At 55.3% G+C, this 19993-nt stretch carries 18 protein-coding genes and 1 pseudogene; 8 read left to right on the forward strand and 11 right to left on the reverse strand.

Annotated features, from left to right (window positions below):
• The 5 genes and pseudogenes from ACQZ6F_RS29590 to ACQZ6F_RS29610 form a co-directional block, all read left to right on the forward strand.
• Window positions 1–514 (forward strand): annotated as a pseudogene (locus tag ACQZ6F_RS29590) (caspase family protein); the annotation flags it as partial.
• Between the two features lie 228 nt (window positions 515–742).
• The gene (locus tag ACQZ6F_RS29595) at window positions 743–1849 is read left to right on the forward strand and encodes an alpha/beta hydrolase family protein (protein ID WP_449094811.1); all 1107 of its coding nucleotides are present in this window, start codon (window positions 743–745) and stop codon (window positions 1847–1849) included.
• A gap of 247 nt (window positions 1850–2096) precedes the next feature.
• Window positions 2097–3089 (forward strand): alginate lyase family protein, encoded by a 993-nt coding sequence (locus tag ACQZ6F_RS29600; RefSeq protein WP_449094812.1) that lies wholly within the window; start codon window positions 2097–2099, stop codon window positions 3087–3089.
• Window positions 3090–3624: 535 nt separating this feature from the next.
• Entirely contained in the window at window positions 3625–3849 is a 225-nt protein-coding gene (locus ACQZ6F_RS29605) for a hypothetical protein (protein ID WP_077471595.1), read from the forward strand.
• 5 nt (window positions 3850–3854) lie between these two features.
• Window positions 3855–4943 carry a transporter gene (locus ACQZ6F_RS29610; protein WP_449094813.1) on the forward strand — a complete coding sequence of 363 codons (1089 nt, stop codon included), beginning with the start codon at window positions 3855–3857 and terminating at the stop codon, window positions 4941–4943.
• On the opposite strand, the gene ACQZ6F_RS29615 is transcribed toward ACQZ6F_RS29610, so the two are convergent.
• Together ACQZ6F_RS29615 and ACQZ6F_RS29620 are read right to left on the reverse strand one after the other, a co-directional pair.
• On the reverse strand, window positions 4940–6010 hold the full coding sequence (locus ACQZ6F_RS29615; protein WP_246662605.1) for a nucleotidyltransferase family protein: 1071 nt from the start codon (window positions 6008–6010) through the stop codon (window positions 4940–4942). The genes ACQZ6F_RS29610 and ACQZ6F_RS29615 overlap by 4 nt on opposite strands.
• Window positions 6011–6085: 75 nt before the next feature.
• Entirely contained in the window at window positions 6086–7216 is a 1131-nt protein-coding gene (locus ACQZ6F_RS29620; RefSeq protein WP_449094814.1) for a helix-turn-helix domain-containing protein, read from the reverse strand.
• 481 nt (window positions 7217–7697) lie between these two features.
• Here ACQZ6F_RS29620 and ACQZ6F_RS29625 point away from each other — a divergent pair, with 481 nt between their 5' ends.
• Window positions 7698–8018 (forward strand): hypothetical protein, encoded by a 321-nt coding sequence (locus ACQZ6F_RS29625; RefSeq protein ID WP_449094815.1) that lies wholly within the window; start codon window positions 7698–7700, stop codon window positions 8016–8018.
• Between the two features lie 132 nt (window positions 8019–8150).
• Here ACQZ6F_RS29625 and ACQZ6F_RS29630 read toward each other — a convergent pair whose 3' ends face one another.
• From ACQZ6F_RS29630 to ACQZ6F_RS29665, 8 genes are all read right to left on the reverse strand, one after another.
• Entirely contained in the window at window positions 8151–8651 is a 501-nt protein-coding gene (locus ACQZ6F_RS29630) for a DUF995 domain-containing protein (RefSeq protein WP_449094816.1), read from the reverse strand.
• Window positions 8652–8682: 31 nt separating this feature from the next.
• Complete coding sequence (locus ACQZ6F_RS29635; protein ID WP_449094817.1) at window positions 8683–9627, reverse strand: glycoside hydrolase family 26 protein; 945 nt, start codon at window positions 9625–9627, stop codon at window positions 8683–8685.
• Between the two features lie 17 nt (window positions 9628–9644).
• Window positions 9645–10184 carry a DUF995 domain-containing protein gene (locus ACQZ6F_RS29640; protein WP_449094818.1) on the reverse strand — a complete coding sequence of 180 codons (540 nt, stop codon included), beginning with the start codon at window positions 10182–10184 and terminating at the stop codon, window positions 9645–9647.
• Window position 10185: 1 nt separating this feature from the next.
• Window positions 10186–11595 carry a UDP-glucose dehydrogenase family protein gene (locus ACQZ6F_RS29645; protein ID WP_077471602.1) on the reverse strand — a complete coding sequence of 470 codons (1410 nt, stop codon included), beginning with the start codon at window positions 11593–11595 and terminating at the stop codon, window positions 10186–10188.
• Window positions 11596–11625: 30 nt separating this feature from the next.
• Complete coding sequence (locus tag ACQZ6F_RS29650; protein WP_449094819.1) at window positions 11626–13467, reverse strand: glycosyltransferase family 2 protein; 1842 nt, start codon at window positions 13465–13467, stop codon at window positions 11626–11628.
• Complete coding sequence (gene galE, locus ACQZ6F_RS29655; protein WP_449094820.1) at window positions 13464–14450, reverse strand: UDP-glucose 4-epimerase GalE; 987 nt, start codon at window positions 14448–14450, stop codon at window positions 13464–13466. The genes ACQZ6F_RS29650 and galE overlap by 4 nt, the downstream gene beginning before the upstream one ends.
• Window positions 14450–15463: a UDP-glucuronic acid decarboxylase family protein gene (locus ACQZ6F_RS29660; RefSeq protein WP_077471605.1), complete on the reverse strand. Its 1014-nt coding sequence runs from the start codon at window positions 15461–15463 to the stop codon at window positions 14450–14452. Before ACQZ6F_RS29660 ends, galE begins: the two co-directional genes overlap by 1 nt.
• 870 nt (window positions 15464–16333) lie before the next feature.
• On the reverse strand, window positions 16334–16753 hold the full coding sequence (locus ACQZ6F_RS29665) for a hypothetical protein (protein ID WP_246662606.1): 420 nt from the start codon (window positions 16751–16753) through the stop codon (window positions 16334–16336).
• A 257-nt stretch (window positions 16754–17010) separates the two neighbouring features.
• Here ACQZ6F_RS29665 and ACQZ6F_RS29670 point away from each other — a divergent pair, with 257 nt between their 5' ends.
• Together ACQZ6F_RS29670 and ACQZ6F_RS29675 are read left to right on the forward strand one after the other, a co-directional pair.
• Entirely contained in the window at window positions 17011–17433 is a 423-nt protein-coding gene (locus ACQZ6F_RS29670) for a DoxX family protein (protein WP_449094821.1), read from the forward strand.
• A gap of 240 nt (window positions 17434–17673) precedes the next feature.
• Window positions 17674–18048 carry a response regulator gene (locus ACQZ6F_RS29675; protein WP_449095057.1) on the forward strand — a complete coding sequence of 125 codons (375 nt, stop codon included), beginning with the start codon at window positions 17674–17676 and terminating at the stop codon, window positions 18046–18048.
• Window positions 18049–18095: 47 nt separating this feature from the next.
• Here the strand turns inward: ACQZ6F_RS29675 and treZ are convergent, their stop codons facing one another.
• Window positions 18096–19889, reverse strand: coding sequence for a malto-oligosyltrehalose trehalohydrolase (gene treZ, locus ACQZ6F_RS29680; RefSeq protein ID WP_449095058.1), 1794 nt, complete (start codon window positions 19887–19889; stop codon window positions 18096–18098).
• Between the last annotated feature and the right edge of the window lie 104 nt (window positions 19890–19993).

Here is a 19993-nt window from a genome sequence, read left to right on the forward strand (position 1 = left end):
CAAACCTGCTCCAGCGGGCGCGAACGACAATGCGCATGCGCTTCCCGGTGCGAAGGGGCAGCCATTGCCTGCCGTTGGCAATACGCCTCCGGTGAAGGGGCAGGGCCAGGTGGCAAAGACGCCGCCGCCGCAAGCCGCTCCGACCGCCAAGCAGAACCCGGTTGCTGCAGCGCCCAAGCCGAATGCACACGGCCAGGCGGCAAAGCCGGCAGCAGCCCCAGCCGTTGCCACCAGAGCACCCGCCAAGCCGAGGGCGGTCAACAACAACCAGCCGCATATCGCAGCTGCGCCGCCGCCACGGCATGTAAACCCCGTGGCCGCACAGCCAAGGCCGGCTCCGCGTGCGGTCGCACAGGCGAGGGCGCCTGCGCCGAAGCCTCAGGCTCAGCCGAGACCGCAGCCGCAGCCGCAGCCAAAGGTCGTGCAGCAGGTGAGGAGACCTCCGCCGCCACCGCCGCAGAAGCCGCCGGAAAAGAAGAAGTGCGGAGCCCCGGGGCTTCCCGCATGTCACTGATCGGAGGGCCTGCCCAGGCAGGCCCCATAATCAGCGGCATCTGATTGCAGCAACTTGACCGTGTTGCTTGAAAGGCTTTTTCAACGTCGTAGAACCGGCAACCCAGTGGCATTGCGCCACAAGCTGCAGGTCGCTCTCGACAAAGGACTTAATGGTAGAACCTATGATTATAGCCCGATGGTTTATGTCACTGTTTGGGATCGGCTGAGACCAGAAGCGAGGACAATCATGAAGCGCCATAAAGCAGAGCGTGCGAAGACGGTCCGCCAGATTAATTTGGTCCTCGTTGCTATCGCAGGCTTCCTGCTATCCCTGAACGGAATGGCGGTAGGTGCGACAGCGAAGCCAGCTGTTCTCGTCGCAGATGCGGCAGCCCCCACAGATCGGCCGCCCGTATCTCCAGCGCAGGAAACGCAGGTCGGTTTCGACGAAGTGCGGGTTCCAAACGGAAGTGAGGCGCCGCTGACCGGCGGAATATGGTATCCGACCACAGACGGCCCCCGTAATGTTCCTCTCGATGGCTTCTCCCAACAGGTTGCACTCAACGGGGCGGTGAAGGGCCGCGGGTTGCCGCTCATTGTTCTCTCCCACGGCGGCGCGGGATCTTATGCCGGCCATTACGATACCGCGCTTGCGCTTGCCCGAGCTGGTTTCGTCGTCGCTGCGATCAGCCACGCCGGCGACACACATGACGATCAAAGCAAGGTCATGATGCTTTGGCGGCGTCCGGCGCAACTGAGCCGCTTGATCGACTATATGCTGTCGGATTGGCGTGGGCGCGCCGCAATCGATACACGCCGTATAGGGGCTTATGGCTTCTCGAACGGCGGCTTTACGGTGTTGGTCGAAGCAGGCGGAATACCGGACTTGATGAAAATCGATCCCTACTGCGCCTCTAACCCGACGCACGACCTTTGCACCGCGCTGGCTCAGGCCGGCGTGCATTCGATTTCGGCGATCAACATACCCTCTGACGCCTGGAAGCCGGATCGACGGATCAAGGCGATTGCCGCGGCGGCGCCTGCCTTCGGCTTCACGTTTGATCGCGCCGGGTTGGCGTCCGTGAGCGTTCCGGTATTGTTATGGCGTGCGGCCGACGACCGACGTCAGCCAAATCCGTGGTATGAGGAACACATTCGCGACGCTCTGCCGCTGGTGGCTGAATATCATGTCGAAGCGCGAGCAGGCCACTATGCCTTTCTTCCCCCTTGCAGTGCTCACATGCTCAAATCGCTGCCCCAAATTTGTGTCGATGCGCCAGGCTTCGATCGGGCCGATTTCCACAAGCGACTGAATGCCGAATTGATCCGCTTCTTTCAGGCAGGCCTACCCTGATCGAGCAAAGTGGTAACAGGACGTGGACGCCGAGTGGCCGGAACAGACCACCACGGGATGGACAGCGTTTCACGAGGGCTGGTCAGCGCGTCGCCTGTTACCCGTTTTTTGCTATGAAGATTATCTCGGGTTTAGGCGACGGATTTCGTTCTCTCGACCGTTCAACCAGCACAAATCTTATGAGAGCCTCAAATGACATAGTTCATCAAGGTTCGGACACATCACGGTCCATTGTTGGAGAGCGAGAATGGTTGCGTCATTCAAATTGCCAATGGACCAAAGCCTGCGATATCAGGCAATTCTTCTTGGCATCCTGCTTGTCTTCATTCTCCCCATCACGGCACGAGCAGACACCTGCAAGGTTCCGCCGCCAGTTTTGGCCATAGACCCTCCCGGCTTTTATGATGATCCGGGCGGCTATAGCGAGGCGATAAAGCCGCTCCATGCCTTTATCGAAGAGGTAAATAAGGTCGCCGACAGTGGCGATCAGGCCTGCCTGGTCGCGCTTATTGATAGCTGGGCGCGGGCCAATGCCCTCATGGCACCGATCAAAGGCTATCAGGGATATTATGAACGCTCATGGGCTGGCGCCGATTTGGCGCTGGCGCTGCGTCGGTTCTTTCCCCAGACAAAGACGGGCGCTCACACCGTTCCTCCGGCCATCTCGAGATGGCTTATCGACATGGCTGCCTCCACGCGGGATGCGAACGCCATCAACCGGCTGCACAACAATCTGGTCTACTGGGCAGGCCTTGATCTTGCAGCAACGGGAACACTGACGAACCGACCCGATCTGATCGACGCCGGCATCGCTCGGGCGCGAGAAGGTATCAAGGATATTCAACCAAACGGTACGCTTCAGCGTGAACTGAAACGCGGCGACCGGGCTCTTCATTACCATAACTTTGCCCTTATTCCATTGGTCTTCACAGCGGAATTGGCGCAGGCGAGGGGCATCGATCTGTATTCGGAAAACCATGGCGCCATACGACGCCTGGCGAACTTGGTAATCAATGCCGTCATCAATCAAAACAGCTTTTCGGCCTACACCTCTACACCGCAACACCTATTTCCCTGGACTTTTGCCGGCGATCTTGCCTGGATGGAGCCATATCAAGCCCGCTTCGATGATTCACGTTTGGCGGCCTTGATTGCTCCGCGTCGACCATTTATCAACCCGCGGCTCGGCGGCAACGTCACGGCGGCGTGGGCCAGGCCGCCGGCAATGGGGCATTCCTAGTGCCGAAAGCCCGCATGAATAAAAATGCACGCAAGCATGCTCTGGTGAAGATGGTGCGAAGCCGTCTTCCCAACATTCCGCGTCGATCCTGGTTTTCAATCGGCGCGGAGGGCTGCCCCCTTATCGGCGTCTAATCTTCACCTCGCTGCGGGCGATCAGCGCTTGGCCTGCCTGGTGCGTATCGGGGTTGCAAAGGGTGGGCCAAGTGCGATTGATGGGCGTTAGAAGGCTTGACGCTCACAAGATGAGATGAAGTATATCTTACAGCATAATTCGAAGACATCCGAAAAATACAGAGATACTTTTCACGTATTTCTGATGTTGCTGTAACTGAAAATAGATAACTATTAAAGAGCCAATTTTATAAGTGAAAATTTCACGGCATTGAAGGCTTATATAAAAGATATTGAAATGCATAATATATTAATATACAATAAAGTTGTATCAAATTTCAAATATTATGTATCCTTTAGTTGAAATTTGATCATGTATATACTCTATACTTGGAATTTGCGCTTTTAAGTGGGAGGGTTATATGGTTGATCATGATGAAGCAAGGAATACCGGGCCAAGCAGGCGAGAGTTTGTGGAGGGTTGCGGGAAGTTTGCGGTGGTAGCTCCCCCCGTTTTGACTTTCTTGCTTTCCACGACAATGACGTCGGGCGCTATAGCCAAATCCGGTCACGGCAACAATGGATACGGCAACGGCGGCGACGATGGTGTGCCGGGTCACTCCGGAAAAGAAGATATAGATCGCTGATCGTCTTGCCAGAAGATCTGCTGGTGCTGCCAGGTCAGCGCACGCTGGTTAAACAGCTGGGAAATGCGTTTGTTTTGTTCAGTTGCAACGAGCAAAGGCTGTACGAAATAGACGCACCAGCCGCTTGGACATGGCAGCAAGTTGCCTGCGATGCTGTAGGTATAAGTTGGAGCTGTCTGTCGGCGCGACTGTCATCTGAGTTCGGGTTAACTGGTGCGGACGCAAGAACTCTACTCGATCGATATGTCGAGCTGGGTATCCTCCATGCTTGTATGGTATCTGTCTTTGCCATTTGCATGAATGACACGAGATGGATGATCGAGTCGCCAAAGGCACTCTCAGGAGAATTGAAAGAGCTCTTTCGCGGCATCCTTATTCCAATCAAGGCGCCGTGGGAACATCGTCTTGTTGTCATCAGAAAAAACTTGGAACGATACGACCTGATTGCAGAAGACGAATGTCTGGGGACTTTCAGTCGCTCAGAAATAGTGCCGGCGGTAAAATCGTTCTTGACGGACGCCTTGCTGCAAACAGAGTTTACGTTGGCTCTGCACGGAGCTTTCTTGCGCTGTGGAGATATGCATCTGCTAATCGCGGGGCCTTCGGGAGCCGGAAAAACAACCCTTGCGCTTGCACTGGCCGCAGATAACCGGTGGTCAGTGGAAGGTGATGACATTGTCCTTGTCGATGAAAAGAGCCAGCTCAAAGGCGTCTCGTTTCCAATCGCGATCAAGAATGGCAGCTGGGCACTTTTGCAAGATCGTTTTCCGCAACTCGCGACGTGCCACGCTTACGTTCGCTCCGACGGCAAGATTGTCAAATTTCTTCCCACCGACGCCGAAGGCGATAACAGCCCATCCCTTCGCGCGACGACCATGATCTTCATTCGCCGGAGTGAAGTTGGACAATGTTCGCTGTCGAGAATGGCGCCTTTGATGGCCTTCCAAAGACTGTTGGCTGAAGCGGCCGCACCCGCTCACAAGCTGACTGATCGCGCCTTCAGATCATTGGGCGAGCTTGTCAATAGATCGCAGGCATTTGAAATGGAGGTCGGCAGCCTGGAAGACGCAGTTCAGGCGATACGCAGCCTTTAGATTTCTCCCGACATCCGAGCCATCATGATTTTCTGCCCCTTTTGAACGATGCGCCTGGGCAATTCCTTCAATGGGCCACGAAATCGCCAATGAATCTGCGCGGTTCTTATGCTCCAGGCGGCATTTCCCATAGATCGGACGGCGTAGCCTAGCACCGGATGGTTTTCACGGCTCCTCAGATAAGAATGCAATCTTAGCCACGACGGCATGGACCCGTCTTGCGCGATTTGGGTTGCGAAAACAGAACGAAGTGCCGCCATCTGCGCAGCCAGCATGGCTCGACCTAATGGATCTGAGAGCAAAACATGCAGTTCTTTCCAATTGATCCCATCATCGCTGCTGGAAAGCTTGTATAGTTCGAAGAGGTTTCGCAAATTGATGTGAAGATTCCAGAAATGGCCGTCTTTCAACAGGTCATGCACAATCCAATGCTGGGCCTGAAGGGTGGCTGAAAGAACGTGAGCTTTTCCTGAGCCGATGGCAATTTCTCGCTGGTGTTTTGCCAGCACCGGATCTGAAGGCCAATATTCGGGATATCGGCCAGGTGGGTAGTGCAAATCGACTGCGCCTACGTCTTTCGCTCTACCCCAGCCGAGAGCAGCAATTGGAGCATATTGCAGTTTAAGCAAGCACTCTTCAGCCATTCGTCTTTCATCGCTAGCGACTGTGACATCCAGGTCTCGCATGATCCGAGCGCTTGGCTGCTCTAAGCTTGCCATCGCCAGCAATGCTGTACCCTTGGTGAGCAGTGGTACTATTCCAACGAAGTTCAACGCTGCAACCAGTTCTTCCAGTTGATCGAGCAGCCTTAAATTTCTTGCGACATTGCAGCGGTGAATGAAATTAAGGAAGGAGGCTACCTCATCCGGGAGGAGGGCTTGCCGCTCTTTCTGCGAAACTGCTGTCCATATTGCTGGCGTCAGCAAGGTCTCGTTTGCAAGTGCCAGAACCGCTTCCCAATCCCTTACAACGGAAACGTCCCCCATCAGGCAGGAGGCGAGCTGAGTATTTATTCTTTCAGTGGTGCGAACGATGCTTATGTTGTTTCTCCTTCCCGCACCTGACAAGGACAGACACTCTGATTGCGGACTGTCTCGCTTTTCTATGCTTCGACTGATTGAGCGCCGATTACCGGTTTTAAACTAAATCCCAAGTGTGCTTAGCCAGCCGCTAAAAGTCGGCGCTTCTGCCGTGCGCGGTAGGCGCGTCATCTGACACTCTCCGGTGTGCCTGCGCACGTCACTTGGGCTGTAGCCGAATTCATGAGTGAAGGCGCGACTAAAGTTGGCCGCTGATTCAAAGCCGAGCTCGTAGCCGATATCGACTATTTTTCGATTATTTATCGGGTCGGCAATTGCCGCATGAGCTGCCAAAAGCCGTCTTCTTCTGATGTAATTCAAAACGCCGCCCGATGTCTGGAAAAGCTCATAGAGCCGAGTTCTAGAGATCGCCAATTCCCGACTTAATGCATCTGGCGTAAGGTCCGGCGATCCCAGATTGTTTTGGATGAATCGACGGGCCTTGTTCATCAACCCGATGTGAGAGGTTCGGTCGCCATCCGCGCAGGTGTCCACGAGTGGTGCAACGCTATGGAATATCATCTCCTGCAGCTGGTTTCGCACACTATGCAAATCATCCTTCGTCAAGCGGCTCAAGTTTGCCTCAAGAAATGAAACATAGTCGGACAGAAGGCTCACCCGTCGGCCTGCGAAGACAATATTGTTGCTGGTGCCAGGCAATCCGCCATGTTCCGCGAACAGATCGCACGGCAAAATGAGCATGACGGATTTGGCGCCGAGGGTACGCCCATAAAATGGACAGCCGAGTGCCCGGATCTCCATCATGCCCGGTTCGTTTTCGACGACACGCCCATTGACGCTCGTCCACGTTTTCCCGGTGCGCAGAAAAGTGATCTGCCAGTGATCAATGGAGCTAAAGCGTATCTTCTCAGCCGAGCGTTCATAACTGAACGCCGGCGTATCCTGCTGTATAAGAAGAGCGCCTTCGAGGTTCCATACGGTTTGCTCGACCGGAAACGTGTCATCAGCTTTGAGCCGATCTTGCAGACGTATGTCGACGAGCGGCGTCATACGTTCTTGCCACATTGAAAACTGTTGGTCGGCGGGGACATCCGATGTGGAGAAGGGGAGCGAGATCAGCTCAGGCAATTCATCCAGCCTACCACAAAGAGGGGTTTGCGAGATGCGCGGCCATCGACGTCTTTCCACAAATTCGGGTTGGTCAGACGAAGCTTCAGTTTTGCTCCACATCATGGTAATGGCCTCTCGACAATAAATGCGAAACCGCCGGGCGGAGCGCACGGCGTGTTTGTAGCCGGTTGCTTTGGATCCGAATGTGTAAGTAGCCAATTAAAACCGGAAGTGGCCGTGATGCAGCCAACAGTTTCAGTCTCAACAGGTCGGGCAGTCGCCGACGCCGCTCCCTGACCGCTAAGCTGATGAATGGATCGCATTGAAGGAGCAGTGTTGGTTTGTGAGGAGAGAGTTCTGGCCAGAGGCGATAGATCGAAAGACGGGCCAACAGAAGCGAGCCATACCCGACCGAAGGTCCTGGGCAGCTCTTGTCCCGCACGCCGAATGAATGCCCTCACATACAACATCGCTACAGACCTTAGCCTGAGCCCCCACCGAAGAGTTAAGCAGAATTCGTTAATATTTTCAAGATATTTATAAGCAGGACTTAAATATTCCCCGCCGAGAAGAGACGGGGAAAGTGATATTGGAGATTAAACCTATGGCGGCAGATCGAGAGTATCGAAATCTATTTCGTAATCACATTCTGATTGCATCTTTTATTTCAGCAATTCTTCTGATTGTGTCTCCGGTAGGGCTATCTATTGGCGCAGATGCGTCAGAGCTGCCGCAGGGCAAGGACGCAACGATTAAGCTGTATATGAAGAAGTACGAGAAGAACGATGTCGTCCATTACAGCGGTAGCTCACTCGCGAAAACCGTGAAGGTGTCATCCGAAGAGTACTTCAAAGGCTCTCCCTATGTTTGTACACCGAGCGGATTCGGACGGACGTCGCATTGTCGGACTCGCAGTTTATTTTGAGGCAACGGTAAAACCGCCTCGCACTGCTTGAGAAAAAGAATAGGGGCCTCGTGTTGGGCGACGAAACGGCGAAACATGGGGGCGCAAGCCGTTTCGCCATCCTGGCGATGACCCCTATTTGAGAATGCAACCTCAACCGGGAAGATGTTTGCGAACATAATCTCCCGGCCGCAGTTTCAGAATTTCGTCATCATGTCTTGTTGGGTTATGACGGAACACATACCATTTCCCGCCTGATGCTCGTTTCTGATAGATGACACCAGCTTTCTTGCGATGCAGGAAGCAGGAGAGGTTGGATGCGGCGCTCTTCCTGCTGTACCAGACGGCACTCATGCATAGCTTGCCGCTGTTGGTCGCATACCACATGCCCCTTGCGTAAGATCTCTGGCCGTTGTCGTGGGACCACGCCGTGAAGCGGTTATGCCTATGCGAGAAGAAGCCTGCACCCTTCGTCCAGATCCAGGAGCGTCCTGCATAGAGTCTTTTGAGCGCGACGGCGGTCATCGGGTCGGCCTGGCGTGCGGCTCGCGCGGTCATCCGATCGATTTGATGCTGTGTTGCCGCATTCGCGGTGCCGATCGAACACAATACCGAAAGCGCAACGGCCAGTATTATGTAACGGAACGAAGACATTGTGGTTCTCCTTTAACTCTGCGCCGCGCAATCAATTCAATAGCGGGCTCGCGACGCGCCAATCCGGCCGGCCGAGACCATCCGGCCAAGGATAGACTTCACCGTCGTCAAAATAGACGACTGCTGTCAGGTCCGGGAATTCAGGGTGCGGCTTGTTGGCTTCTTCAGCCCATGCGTGCACATAGGCCTCGTTTCCCTGATAACCCAGCTCTGCGATAACGATCGGCTTCTTGAAGCGTTTGACGCGATCGTAACCGGGTCTGGTGGCGTCCACGAAGGTCGAGTCATGGCCGAGCTTGAGTTGATCGAACGGCTGGTATCCAAAAACGGACAGCCCGATCACGTCGACGAATTGATCACCTGGGTAGTAGGCTTCGAGCCCGTCCTTGCCCATTGGGGACCACATATATTTTGCCGAAGGCAGGCTTTGCCGGCATATCTCAATCGCATGCCGATAGGCCTTGATATAGCCTTCCGGTTTCCAGTAGGCCCAGGTGAATTGCCCGTTCTTTTCGTCCATTTCTTGCGCCCACCGAATGGTGACGGGCCTGTTGAGCTTGGCCGCCGCCGAGCATATCGCTGCCATGTTGGAGTCGTAATGGCCCGCGAGAATGCCGCTGAGAAGATCGTCCGGAGTGACGCGCCAGTCGCGTGCCCAGGACCACGGTTCGACCGTGATCAGCAGCGAACGTCCGCGTTTGCGCGCATATTCGTCCGCCGCGCCAAGCGTCGACAGATCGACATCCTCCCAAGGGAGGAACAGATGCTCGATCTTGGGGTTGGTGTCGTTGGAGAAGTCCCCATTGGGATCATAGGCTCCCCCCGGAAGCGATTGCGATGTGATGATCGGCCTCTTGTCACGAAACAAGGTCTGGTCCTCGGCTTTCGCATCAAGACCGTTGCTGGCGGCGTAAACCGCTCCATAGAGTGCGGCTGCTCCCAGCAAGGTTGCCGTCAGTTTTGAAAGGGTTTTCATCGGATAGTCTCCTTCCCCTATTCGGTCTTGCGAACGCTGATGGAGGCCTTTAAGGCCGCCAATCGCTGCGAGACCAGATCGTCGGCGATCAATTTCGCCGCCTCGTCGGTATTGTTGATCGTTGGATGGCGGAACACGAACCACGCTCCGCCCGCTTCCCGCCTCTGATAGACAGTTCCATCGTGGATCTGGTGAAGAAAGCAGGTCTTGGCGGGGAACTGGCCGCTTGTCGCATGCCAGATCGCGTTGAAACACAGACGCCCAGCGTCAGTCACGGTCCAGCGTCCCTCAGCCCAGGATTGCCCTTCGGCTCCGTCGACCCAGGCGGAAAAACGCCGATCGGCATCCTGCGTTCGGCCCGCGCCATCGGGCCAGCTCCAGGTCTTATCGCGATAGAGGATATATAGCTCATTCGCCGTCATAGGCCGCGCGCCCTCTGGCAGCTTTACATCCGTTGCTGCTTTTGCCGTATTGCCGCCGGCAGCAAGAGTGAGGCCGATGGCAAGTATCATCGCTCTTGCAGGAGCAAAGGAGGTTTCTTTGTTCGATGGCTTCATCTCACTTCTCCCGCACTGTAATTGAGGTCAGCTGTTCCCGTGTCCTGACTGTTCGCGGCCTGCCTGCACGCCTGGCGATTTCCTTGAGGTCGCCATGGAGGCTCGCTGACTTGCCGATTGTCGAAATGTGAAATTCGAGCCGCTGGGCGGCGTCCAGGTCCAACGCATTTCTGAGATCAATGAGGATCGGCTGCCGCATGTGCTCTTTGAGCTGGACCAGGTCCATCTTCTTGATCGTTTCCCACTCCGTCATGATGACGACCGCGTCGGCATCCCTTGTGCATTCGTAGAGATCGTCAAAAAAGTCGACGCCATCCAGAATTTTTGAGGCATTCTCGATCCCCACAGGATCATAGGCCCGGATGTGTCCGCCCAGCCGCTGCAATGCCTCTATGAGTTGCACTGAAGGCGCGTCGCCCACCTCATCGGTATCGGGCCTGACCGTGAGGCCAAGGATTGCAATCGTCAGCCCCTCTATGTCTCCGCCGAATGCCTCCGTCACCTTGCGTGCCATGCGTCGTTTGCGTGCATCGTTGACAGCAACCGTTTCCTCGACAATGCGAAGCGCCACCCCGTGATCGCGTGCCGTTTGCAGGAGGGCCAGCGTATCCTTCGGAAAGCAGGAGCCACCATAGCCCGGCCCAGCTGTGAGAAAATTCGTTCCAATGCGCTTGTCGAGCCCCATGCCAAGGGCCAGTTCGCTCACGTCGCTTCCCACCTCTTCGCAGAGGTCGGCCAACTCATTGATAAAAGTTATCTTTGTGGCCAGAAATGCATTTGCAGCGCATTTGATCAGTTCTGCGGTGCGTCGCGTGGTTACAATGAGCGGCGTATTCCGCAGCGCGGGCGGGCTGTCATAAAGTTCGACAAGGCGCCTGCATGCCCGCTCATCCTCGACGCCGATAATGATCCGATCAGGGGCGAGGAAATCACGGACTGCGAAACCCTCGCGCAGGAAATCCGGATTGGAAGCAATGGAAATTGCACCGGCCTTGCCGGCGGTGGCGATGATCTTTCGAACCATGTCCGCCGTTCCGACGGGCACGGTTGATTTCACAGCGATCACTGTATTGTCGGCAACAAGTGGTGCGAGCTCCCGCGCGGTCATATGCACAGAGGATAGGTCCGTATCGCCGTGGCCGACGCGCAAGGGAGTTCCGACGGCTATGAAGACAATGGCAGCTCCCTCCACCGCATCGGCGAGGTTGCAGGTAAAGTCCAGTTGGCCGGAGGCACAATTGCGCTCCACCAATTCATCGAGCTCAGGCTCGTAAACCGGCAGCTTCCCTTGCCGAAGGGATGCAATCTTCTGGACATTCTTGTCGAAGCAGACGACATCATGGCCCCATTCGGCAAAGCAAGTGCCGCTGACCAAACCTGCATATCCAGTTCCAATAACGGCTATTTTCATTTTGGATAAGCGCCAAAGGCGTCCTTCCTGTCATAAGCCACTTCTGTCGACATCACTCGCGCGCCAATGCGGACTGATCACCATCCTGCGCAAGCCACGTCCTCCGATGCCCGCTCCTGCTATCGAAAAGCGATCGTCAAACAACGCGTAGCCATCGGTGTCCCAGGTCAGAGATTGCAGCCCGCCGCGGCCGCGCGTGATGACGCCGAAACCCGGGAGTGCCATCAGGGCAAGGAGGCTGCAGGCGAGCAGGGGACGATAAAGGCGCCTGTTCATGCGCACTGTGTTTTCGCGTGCATGTTGCCGAACGATAACCAGTAGCAGCAACGTGTAGATCGCAGCATTCAGTCCGGCGAAAATGTAAAAGCCGCTGGCTTCTTGCGCGTTCGTCACAAACAGCACCGGTAGAATGGACAGCAGCGATAGCAAAACATAAGGCACGAGGACTCGAAGAGGCAGCGGATCTACCTCCGAGGTGCCTTTCGGTGTTACCCGAAAATCCACGAACGAACCGGTCGCCCAGTCGCGAACTGCCGCCAAAGCGCCGGCGAGCGCCCAAGGCCAGCGTGCAAACAAGAACAACGTCAGCTCCCAGCTCAGAATCTTTGCATTCATCGGTCGAAACGTGGTCGTCCTGCGCCAACGATAGGCAAACAGGACGAGCAGGACCGATTGCGGCAAGAAGTGCAGCAGAAACTCCGGGTAGGGGACTGCAACAAAAGTCTTTCCACGGATCAGCGCGATTATCGGCAGTGCAAACATCAGACCCATGAAGAGGGAAAAAAGCGAGTACCAGAGCTGCGAGAACAGGAACTGGACCCTGAGGCGCACCGGCAGTCGGCCCACCAGTTTCGGCGAATATTGCAAAAGGATCATCATCAGACTGCGCGACCACTGAAACTCCTGCGTGATGAGGTCGGCAAACGTGCGCGGACCATCGCCATGGGCTATCGCGTCGAGCGCATGAACGCCGTGCCAGCCGTGAGCATTCATCATCAAGGTCGTCGAATGATCCTCTGCCAGCTCGGGGCCGAGACCACCGATGCTTCTAAGCGCTACGGTGCGGACCGCGTAGTGAGATCCGATGCAGAGTGGTGAGAGCCCGCCATTAAACCCCGCTTGAAGCGATCCGTGCATGCTGGCTTCGGCATAGAGACGTCCGCGTGCGGACCAGCTTTCGGGCGCGTTTTGATCACAGATACTGGGCGCGGATACATAGCCGACGGCCGGATCTGCAAACGGGCGAAGCATCTGATGAAGGTATCCTTGCTCGGGAACATGATCGGCGTCGAGCTGGGCAACGAAATCATAGCCTTCATAACCATATTGATCGTAGAAGAAGGCGAGATTGCCTTCCTTGCATCTGGTCCGCCGTGGCCACGTCTGGCGGTGATAATCCGGCCTTCCCTTGCGGGTGGAGATATGGACACCGTGGGTGTCGCACCAACGCTGCGTCTCGGGTGACGGATCCTCATCGGCGAGCCAGGTGTCATGCTCTACATCCTGGGCCAACATGGCCTCCAATGTTCGAGCAACGACAGCAAACGGCTCTGAAGGTGCCTTTGTCACCACCATTGCCACGCGGCTGCCGACCGGTATCCGAAGCTGGCCGGTTGGCCGGCGGGCGCGATAAAAGACGACAATGAAATAAGCTGGGATGATCGTCACCCAAGCAAGCACCAGGGTCAACAAGACTGAACCGATGGGATCGACATGATGCGCCGGTATGAGCCACCAGCTCCAAAAGTAGGCAAGCGCCAGAAGCCAAAGTGCGGCATAACCCAGATATTCTGTTCGCTGGCGGCCACGTAGCACGCGCGTCATAAGCGGCTCGTCGCCAATCGTCTGGACTTGCGTCAGGTTTGAGTTCATCCCCGCACCTCCAGCCCGAAGAACGGAGCTGCAGTCCGAATGATCGTCTCGATGTCCGAATGAACGGCGCGAAAGCCGAGTTTTTCAGCTGCAAGATCGGACGCTGCGTAAAGGACGGGTGGATCGCCTGCTCGCCGGGCGCGGACTGCGACCGGAACCGGGCGCCCGCAAATGAGAGAGATCGTGTGCAAGATGTCCTTGATGGATGTTCCGCGTCCGGTCCCAAGGTTGACGGCAAGATTGGCTCCACCTCTAATCAGATAGTCAACTGCCAATACATGCGCTCGTGCCAGATCCGTGACGTGAATATAATCTCGAATGCATGTTCCATCTGGTGTGGCGTAGTCGTCACCAAAGATGTCGAGGACATCGATGGTCCCCCTGGCCGCCAAGAGCGCACGGGGAATTAAATGTGTCTCCGGATCGTGCCATTCGCCCAACTCGCGCTCCGGATCGGCGCCCGACGCATTAAAATAGCGCAGCGCTACGTAGTGTAGCCCGTAGGCTGCCGAATAGTCGGCAAGCATATGTTCCGCAATCAGCTTTGTTCTTCCATAAGGATTGATCGGGCGTTGGGTCTGGGATTCGCGAATCGGCAGATGATCGGGAATGCCGTAGGTCGCACAGCTTGACGAGAAGATCAGTTTATCTGCACCTGTGCGACGGCAAGCTTCCAACAAGGATAGCGTGCCGTTTACATTGTTTGCGTAATACTTTGCCGGGTTCTCGACGGACTCGCCAACATAGGCCGAAGCTGCGAAATGGATCACGGCTGCAGGCTTATGGTTCTCAATCGTTTCGACAAGTCGTTGGGTGTTGAGGATGTCCCCTTCTATAAAAGGCCCCCAGCGCACCGAAGTCCGGTGGCCCGTCGAAAGATTGTCATAGACAATCGGCTCGAAGCCTTGCTTGTAGAGAAGTTTGGCGGTGTGGCTGCCGATAAAGCCGGCGCCGCCTGCGACCAGTATTTGCCGCCTGGACATCACGCTGCCTCGAAGAGCTCGTTGCCGGGCCGGGCCAATTGGCGTTCGAAATAGGAGATGGTGGACTTCAGGCCTTCTACCAGCGCGACAGATGGCTCCCATCCCAATTCCCGCCTCGCCGCCGCGATATCTGGTCTACGCTGGCGAGGGTCGTCTATCGGCAATGTCTTATAGACGATCCTCGAGGACGAGCCTGTGATGGCAATGATCTGTTCGGCAAGATCGCGCACCGTGAATTCGGCCGGATTGCCGAGATTGATGGGCGTATGAAGAGCCGATTGGTTTCCCATCAGCCGCACAAAACCCTCAACCAGATCGTCGACGTAGCAGAAGGACCTTGTCTGTGAACCGTCACCATAAACGGTAATGTCGTGTCCTCTGAGTGCCTGGACGATGAAATTGGAGACAACGCGACCGTCGTCGGGACGCATACGAGGCCCATAGGTATTGAAGATGCGGGCGATCCTGATATCGACGCCATACGTCACGTGAAAATCGCGAAAGAGCGTTTCGGCTGAGCGCTTGCCTTCATCGTAGCAGGAACGGGGGCCGAAGGAGTTGACGTTGCCCCAATAATTCTCCGGTTGAGGATGAACCTGTGGATCGCCATAGACCTCGGAGGTAGAGGCCTGGAATATACGCGCTTGATGACGGGCGGCGAGCTCCAGGAGATTGAGGGCTCCAAGGACGCATGTTTTCATCGTATGGATCGGGTCCGCCTGATAATGCGGCGGCGAGGCCGGACATGCCAGATTGTAGATCTCGTCAATGGGCAGATTGATCGCTGTTATTATGTCATGTCGTATGAAACTGAACGTGTCGAAACGGAGGAGATGCCACAGATTTTCCATGCGTCCGGTTGAGAAATTATCGACGCAGACGACATTGTGACCTTCATGTAGGAGGCGATCGCAAAGATGCGAACCAAGAAATCCCGCCCCACCCGCAACGAGAATAGTGCGCTTGTGTGTATTTTTTTGAGATCGGGCTTCGGATTTGAACACTATACTCATAAAACTCTCCCAAAACCTGTACGCACACCTGAAACTCAAGGAAAAACGGCACTGTTTTCCCTTCCCGTAGGTGTATAAATCTAGGAAGCGGGCCTATTCGCTTCCGATTATAATTTACTAATATTTAACTATTCTGTCGTTATCCGGGAATTCGAAAATTTTACAATTTGTCCATATTTCTGTTCTTGAGAAAAACAATAGGAAATAAAAAACTGCGTGTTATAAATAATTTATCCAATGAGCCATGTGTTAATGGGCCGAATTATTCGGAGAAAATGTGATGTATTCTTGGTTGATTATTTTAAGTTTGTTTTGTTTTTTAAGTCGTCTTGTCCATGTCAACTGAACATGCGGCGAATACGGTTGTTGCGAACTTTAAAGCTACCCACGAAGGCAGGTCGCCGCACTCGTCGAGGATGACGAGATCAATATGAACAGCGCGATTGGTAATCTGGCCGGCGTGTCGCCGGCTCGATACACTTTCAAGGTCGCGGGTTGAAAGTGCCTCTGCTCAGACTACCGCTTGGCCTGCTCGATGGTTGGCGCGAGCTTATAACGAGGCTCCGAAACAGACGGCTGCAAATTCCAGATTGGACGAAGTTAAAATCCGAACCGCACGCATGTAAGTTCCAAGCCGCGCGCACAGGCTAAGGCGCAGGCGGCACAGTCTCCTTTGATGTCCGCAAATCCGCTTTCTGACAAGGTCGGGGGTCTGGATGACGACATCAGGCAGCTGAAGGGCCAGTTGGTTGAAAAGCTACTTTTGCGGAAGGCTCAGCTGAGAAAATGCTTGAGCGCTTCAAGCGCTCACAGCCGTCGAGTACTCCATACGAACCAAAGGCCAATGTGACATCTCTCACGGTGCACAGCCTATTTCGGATCTTCATAAGTATAGAGTGCACACATTTCATTGCTGCTTCTCGGTGCCCGTTTGCCAGTGAAGACGGCAATTGCGGTAGACTCCGATCCGTCGGCCCATGACGCAACAAAGGTTACGTCGCCAGATCCGCAAAGTTGATTGCCATTTTGCAATTCGGGATCGCCAGGCTCTTTGACACGATAGACCGACGCCGGCACGTTCCGACCATCAACGCTGAAGTGGTCGGCGACGAGATCGGAAAATTCGAGCGACTCTCCGTTCTCAAACTTGATGCTGAAATCGTCCAGCCAGACATCGCCGGTGATGCTCATGGCTGTATTGCTCATCGCTACATAGTGATCCGCCTGTTGGGCAAGTGCTCCAGACGTTGAGAGGATCGTCAGAAGGCTGGAAAGGATAAGGCTGCGCAATTTTAAATCTCGCGAAAGTGACGTAAACGGGTTGGCCGGTCCGATACATTGCATCTTTTCTCCGGAATGCAGAGGCTCATTTTGAGGTGCTTTCAGGCATCATTGCGCGGCGTCCATAATATTCGCGGCCGGCGTCTGAGGAGCCTGCTCGTTTGGCCCGCCTGTCATCGTACTCGAAAAAATCTCTCTCCCCCTGTCGGAACCCCGCTCCGCGTGCCGTCCTTGGAGCATCAACCAGTTCAAACCGGAGGCATATCGTGGAAAACACTCAATCGATCTGGCAGACTGCCGCCATTCTCATCGCCCGCCTGATTTTCGCTGCGATCTTCCTGATGGCGGTCTCGTTCAAGTTCATGGATATGGGGGCTACGGCCGGCTACATCGCCGCTGCCGGTTTTCCCTTGCCGCTGTTCCTCGCCTGGTGTGCAGCAGCCCTCGAAGTGCTGCTGGTCATTGCCTTCCTGACCGGCGCGTTCTTCACGCCGGCGGCCCTCATTGGCTCTGTCTATGTTATCTTCCTGGGGTTCTCATTCCATGGTCCATCGCACTGGGCCGGTAACCAAGCCGAGTTTGGCTTTTTCGTTGACCACTTCACATTCGTGGCCGGCCTATTGTTCGCCGCCGTGCACGGGCCGGGCAGCACGCTTGCCATCAGAGCGGGCTGGCGGAGCAGGGTGTAAGCGCTGCACATGAGCTGAAGCCGGCCGTGGCAACTATGTCTTTGGAGACATCGCTGATGTGGCTGGCCAGCAGCTCCTCCTGCGTCCGACATGGCCAACTATCCAGAGCGGGTATGCCTCCACACGATCGGGCGCAATTCGCAGAGACAGGCGCGCTCCTCCTCTGATCGGCGCGCCCGGAACAAATGCTGTATCGACCAAGTTATTAGCAAGGTTATCTATGCGGGGCTCGCTCAGCACATGAAAGTCTTGATTGTCGAAGATGAAGCCATCATTGCCGAGCACTTGAGGATGATAGCGATCGATGCCGGGTTCATTCCGCTTGGTCCCGCATCGACCATGGAGCAGGCTATGGCCTATGGGCCAAAAGCTGAAATAGCCTTGATCGATGTCGGTCTTGTCGACGGCACCAGCGGGCTACAGCTCGCACGTAGATTGATTGATCGTCATTATACGACCGTGATCTTCGTTACAGGCTCACCGCAAATCTTGAAAGATGGTTTCGCGGGTGCATTCGACGCGATAATAAAGCCATTCGTCGATTCCGAGGTCGCTGAGATCCTGCAGCGGGCCAGGGATTTGCGGCTGACAGGCCGCCATGCCAGTGGCGATTGAATGCGTGGATTTACAGCCTTTGGCAATCTCGGCGGTCCAAACGAAAACTAATGGTCATGGGCGTGATTTTCCAAAACTCGTGCTGAAAGATCCCAGACGACCGTCCAGGGTGCCATACGGTTTCCCGAAGGACTTGCCGATGTGAACAAGACGTGATCTCCAGCTGGGATTTCGTGGCATACCGTCTCACCCGACAGGTTAGCCGTCAGCTGCAGTCTTACCTGACCGAACTGCCAGCGCACGCAGATGAGTGGGCTTATTTGATCATAGATTGAGGAATGTCCGCATGCGTGCTGAAGCAGCGGCACAATTTTTTCGCGCCGAAGACCTATCAGACGTTCATAGTAGTGACTGAGCTCGCTGTTTTGCGCAGCCTTGTCCCAACGCAATTTCGCGCTGAGAAAGGTGGCCTCGCCGGTTGGGTCGGGCGCGTCTTCCGCATCGAAACCCGGCAGACGCGATAATTCCTTCTTGCGGCCAAGCCTGACCTTGCTGTTGAGATTTTCGTCGAGATCGCAGAAGAACGGAAAGGGTTCCGTGGAGCCCCACTCCTCACCCATGAAGAGCATCGGGGTTTGTGGTGAGAGCAGATAGACAGCCGCGATCGCTTTGATAGCTTCGATCGGACGGGAAGCGACCATGCGATCCCCGATTGCCCTGTTGCCGATCTGATCGTGGTTCTGGATGAACGAGATAAAGGCGGTAGGCGGCAAGCCGGCGCTCGGGGTGCCTCTGGATCGGCCGCGATATGTCATGGGTTCACCCTGAAACGCGAAACCCTCGGCAAGTGCCCGACCAAGACGGGATTGATAGTCGGTATAATCCCCGTAATAGCCAAAGGTTTCGCCCGTCGCCGCCACGTGCAGACCATGATGGATATCGTCATTCCACTGAGCCGTAAAATGACAAGGCTTGCCTTCGCCATCGCGGATCAGAAGACCGGAATTATTGTCTTCATTCTCAAGGATCAGATGGATGTGGCGCTCCGGCAAAGCCTGTCTGACGCTGTCCGCCAATTCATGGAGAACATGCGGATCGCTATCGTCCTTGATGGCGTGAACGGCATCGAGCCGCAGGCCATCCATGCGAAACTCGCGGAGCCAATAGATCGCGTTCTGAATAACAAAATCGCGAACGAAGCGGCTGCCGTCGCCATCGTAATTCAAACCGTATCCCCACGGTGTCTTGTGCCGATCGCTGAAGATGGGGGTATAGGCCGGTAATTCGTTTCCGTCCGGCCCGAAATGATTATAGACGACATCGAGAAAGACGCAGATCCCGCGCGCATGGGCGGCATCGACAAGCCTCTTCAGATCCGCAGGGCGCCCATAACTGCTGTCGGGCGCATAAGGCAGAACGCCGTCATAACCCCAGCCGTAACGTCCCGGGAAATCGCTTATCGGCATGAGCTGAATGGCGGTAATGCCAAGCTTCTGCAGATGGTCGAGCTTTTCGATCACCGACAGGAATGTACCGTCTTCGGTAAAGGCTCCGACATGAAGCTCGTAGATGACGATCTCCTCCCAGCGGCAGCCTTTCCAATCCTGCGTCCGCCAGTCAAATTCCGGATCAATAAGTTCGCTCGGCCCATGAACGTCATGGGGCTGGAAGCGCGACGCAGGATCGGGCACCTCGAGACCATCTGGCAAAATAAATTTATAGAGATCGCCCGGCCGGGCATCGGAGATCTCCACGACATGCCAGCCATGTTCAATCGGCTGCATCTCCCATTCCCCACGCTGCTCAATTCGCACACCTACTCTTTCGGCGAGGGGTGCCCATAGGCGAAAAAGGGTGTCGTCCTCTCTGATTTCCGGTCCGAATGCGAGGCTTGCCTGCATATCACCCGTCCATTCCCGATTTAAATGTCCGCGCATCTCCAACGCACTTTGGCGGCAACTGTTCCTGAGGCTGGAACGGATCGCCTTCAGCCCCGTTGATAATA

This window comes from Rhizobium sp. A22-96, from assembly GCF_053521805.1.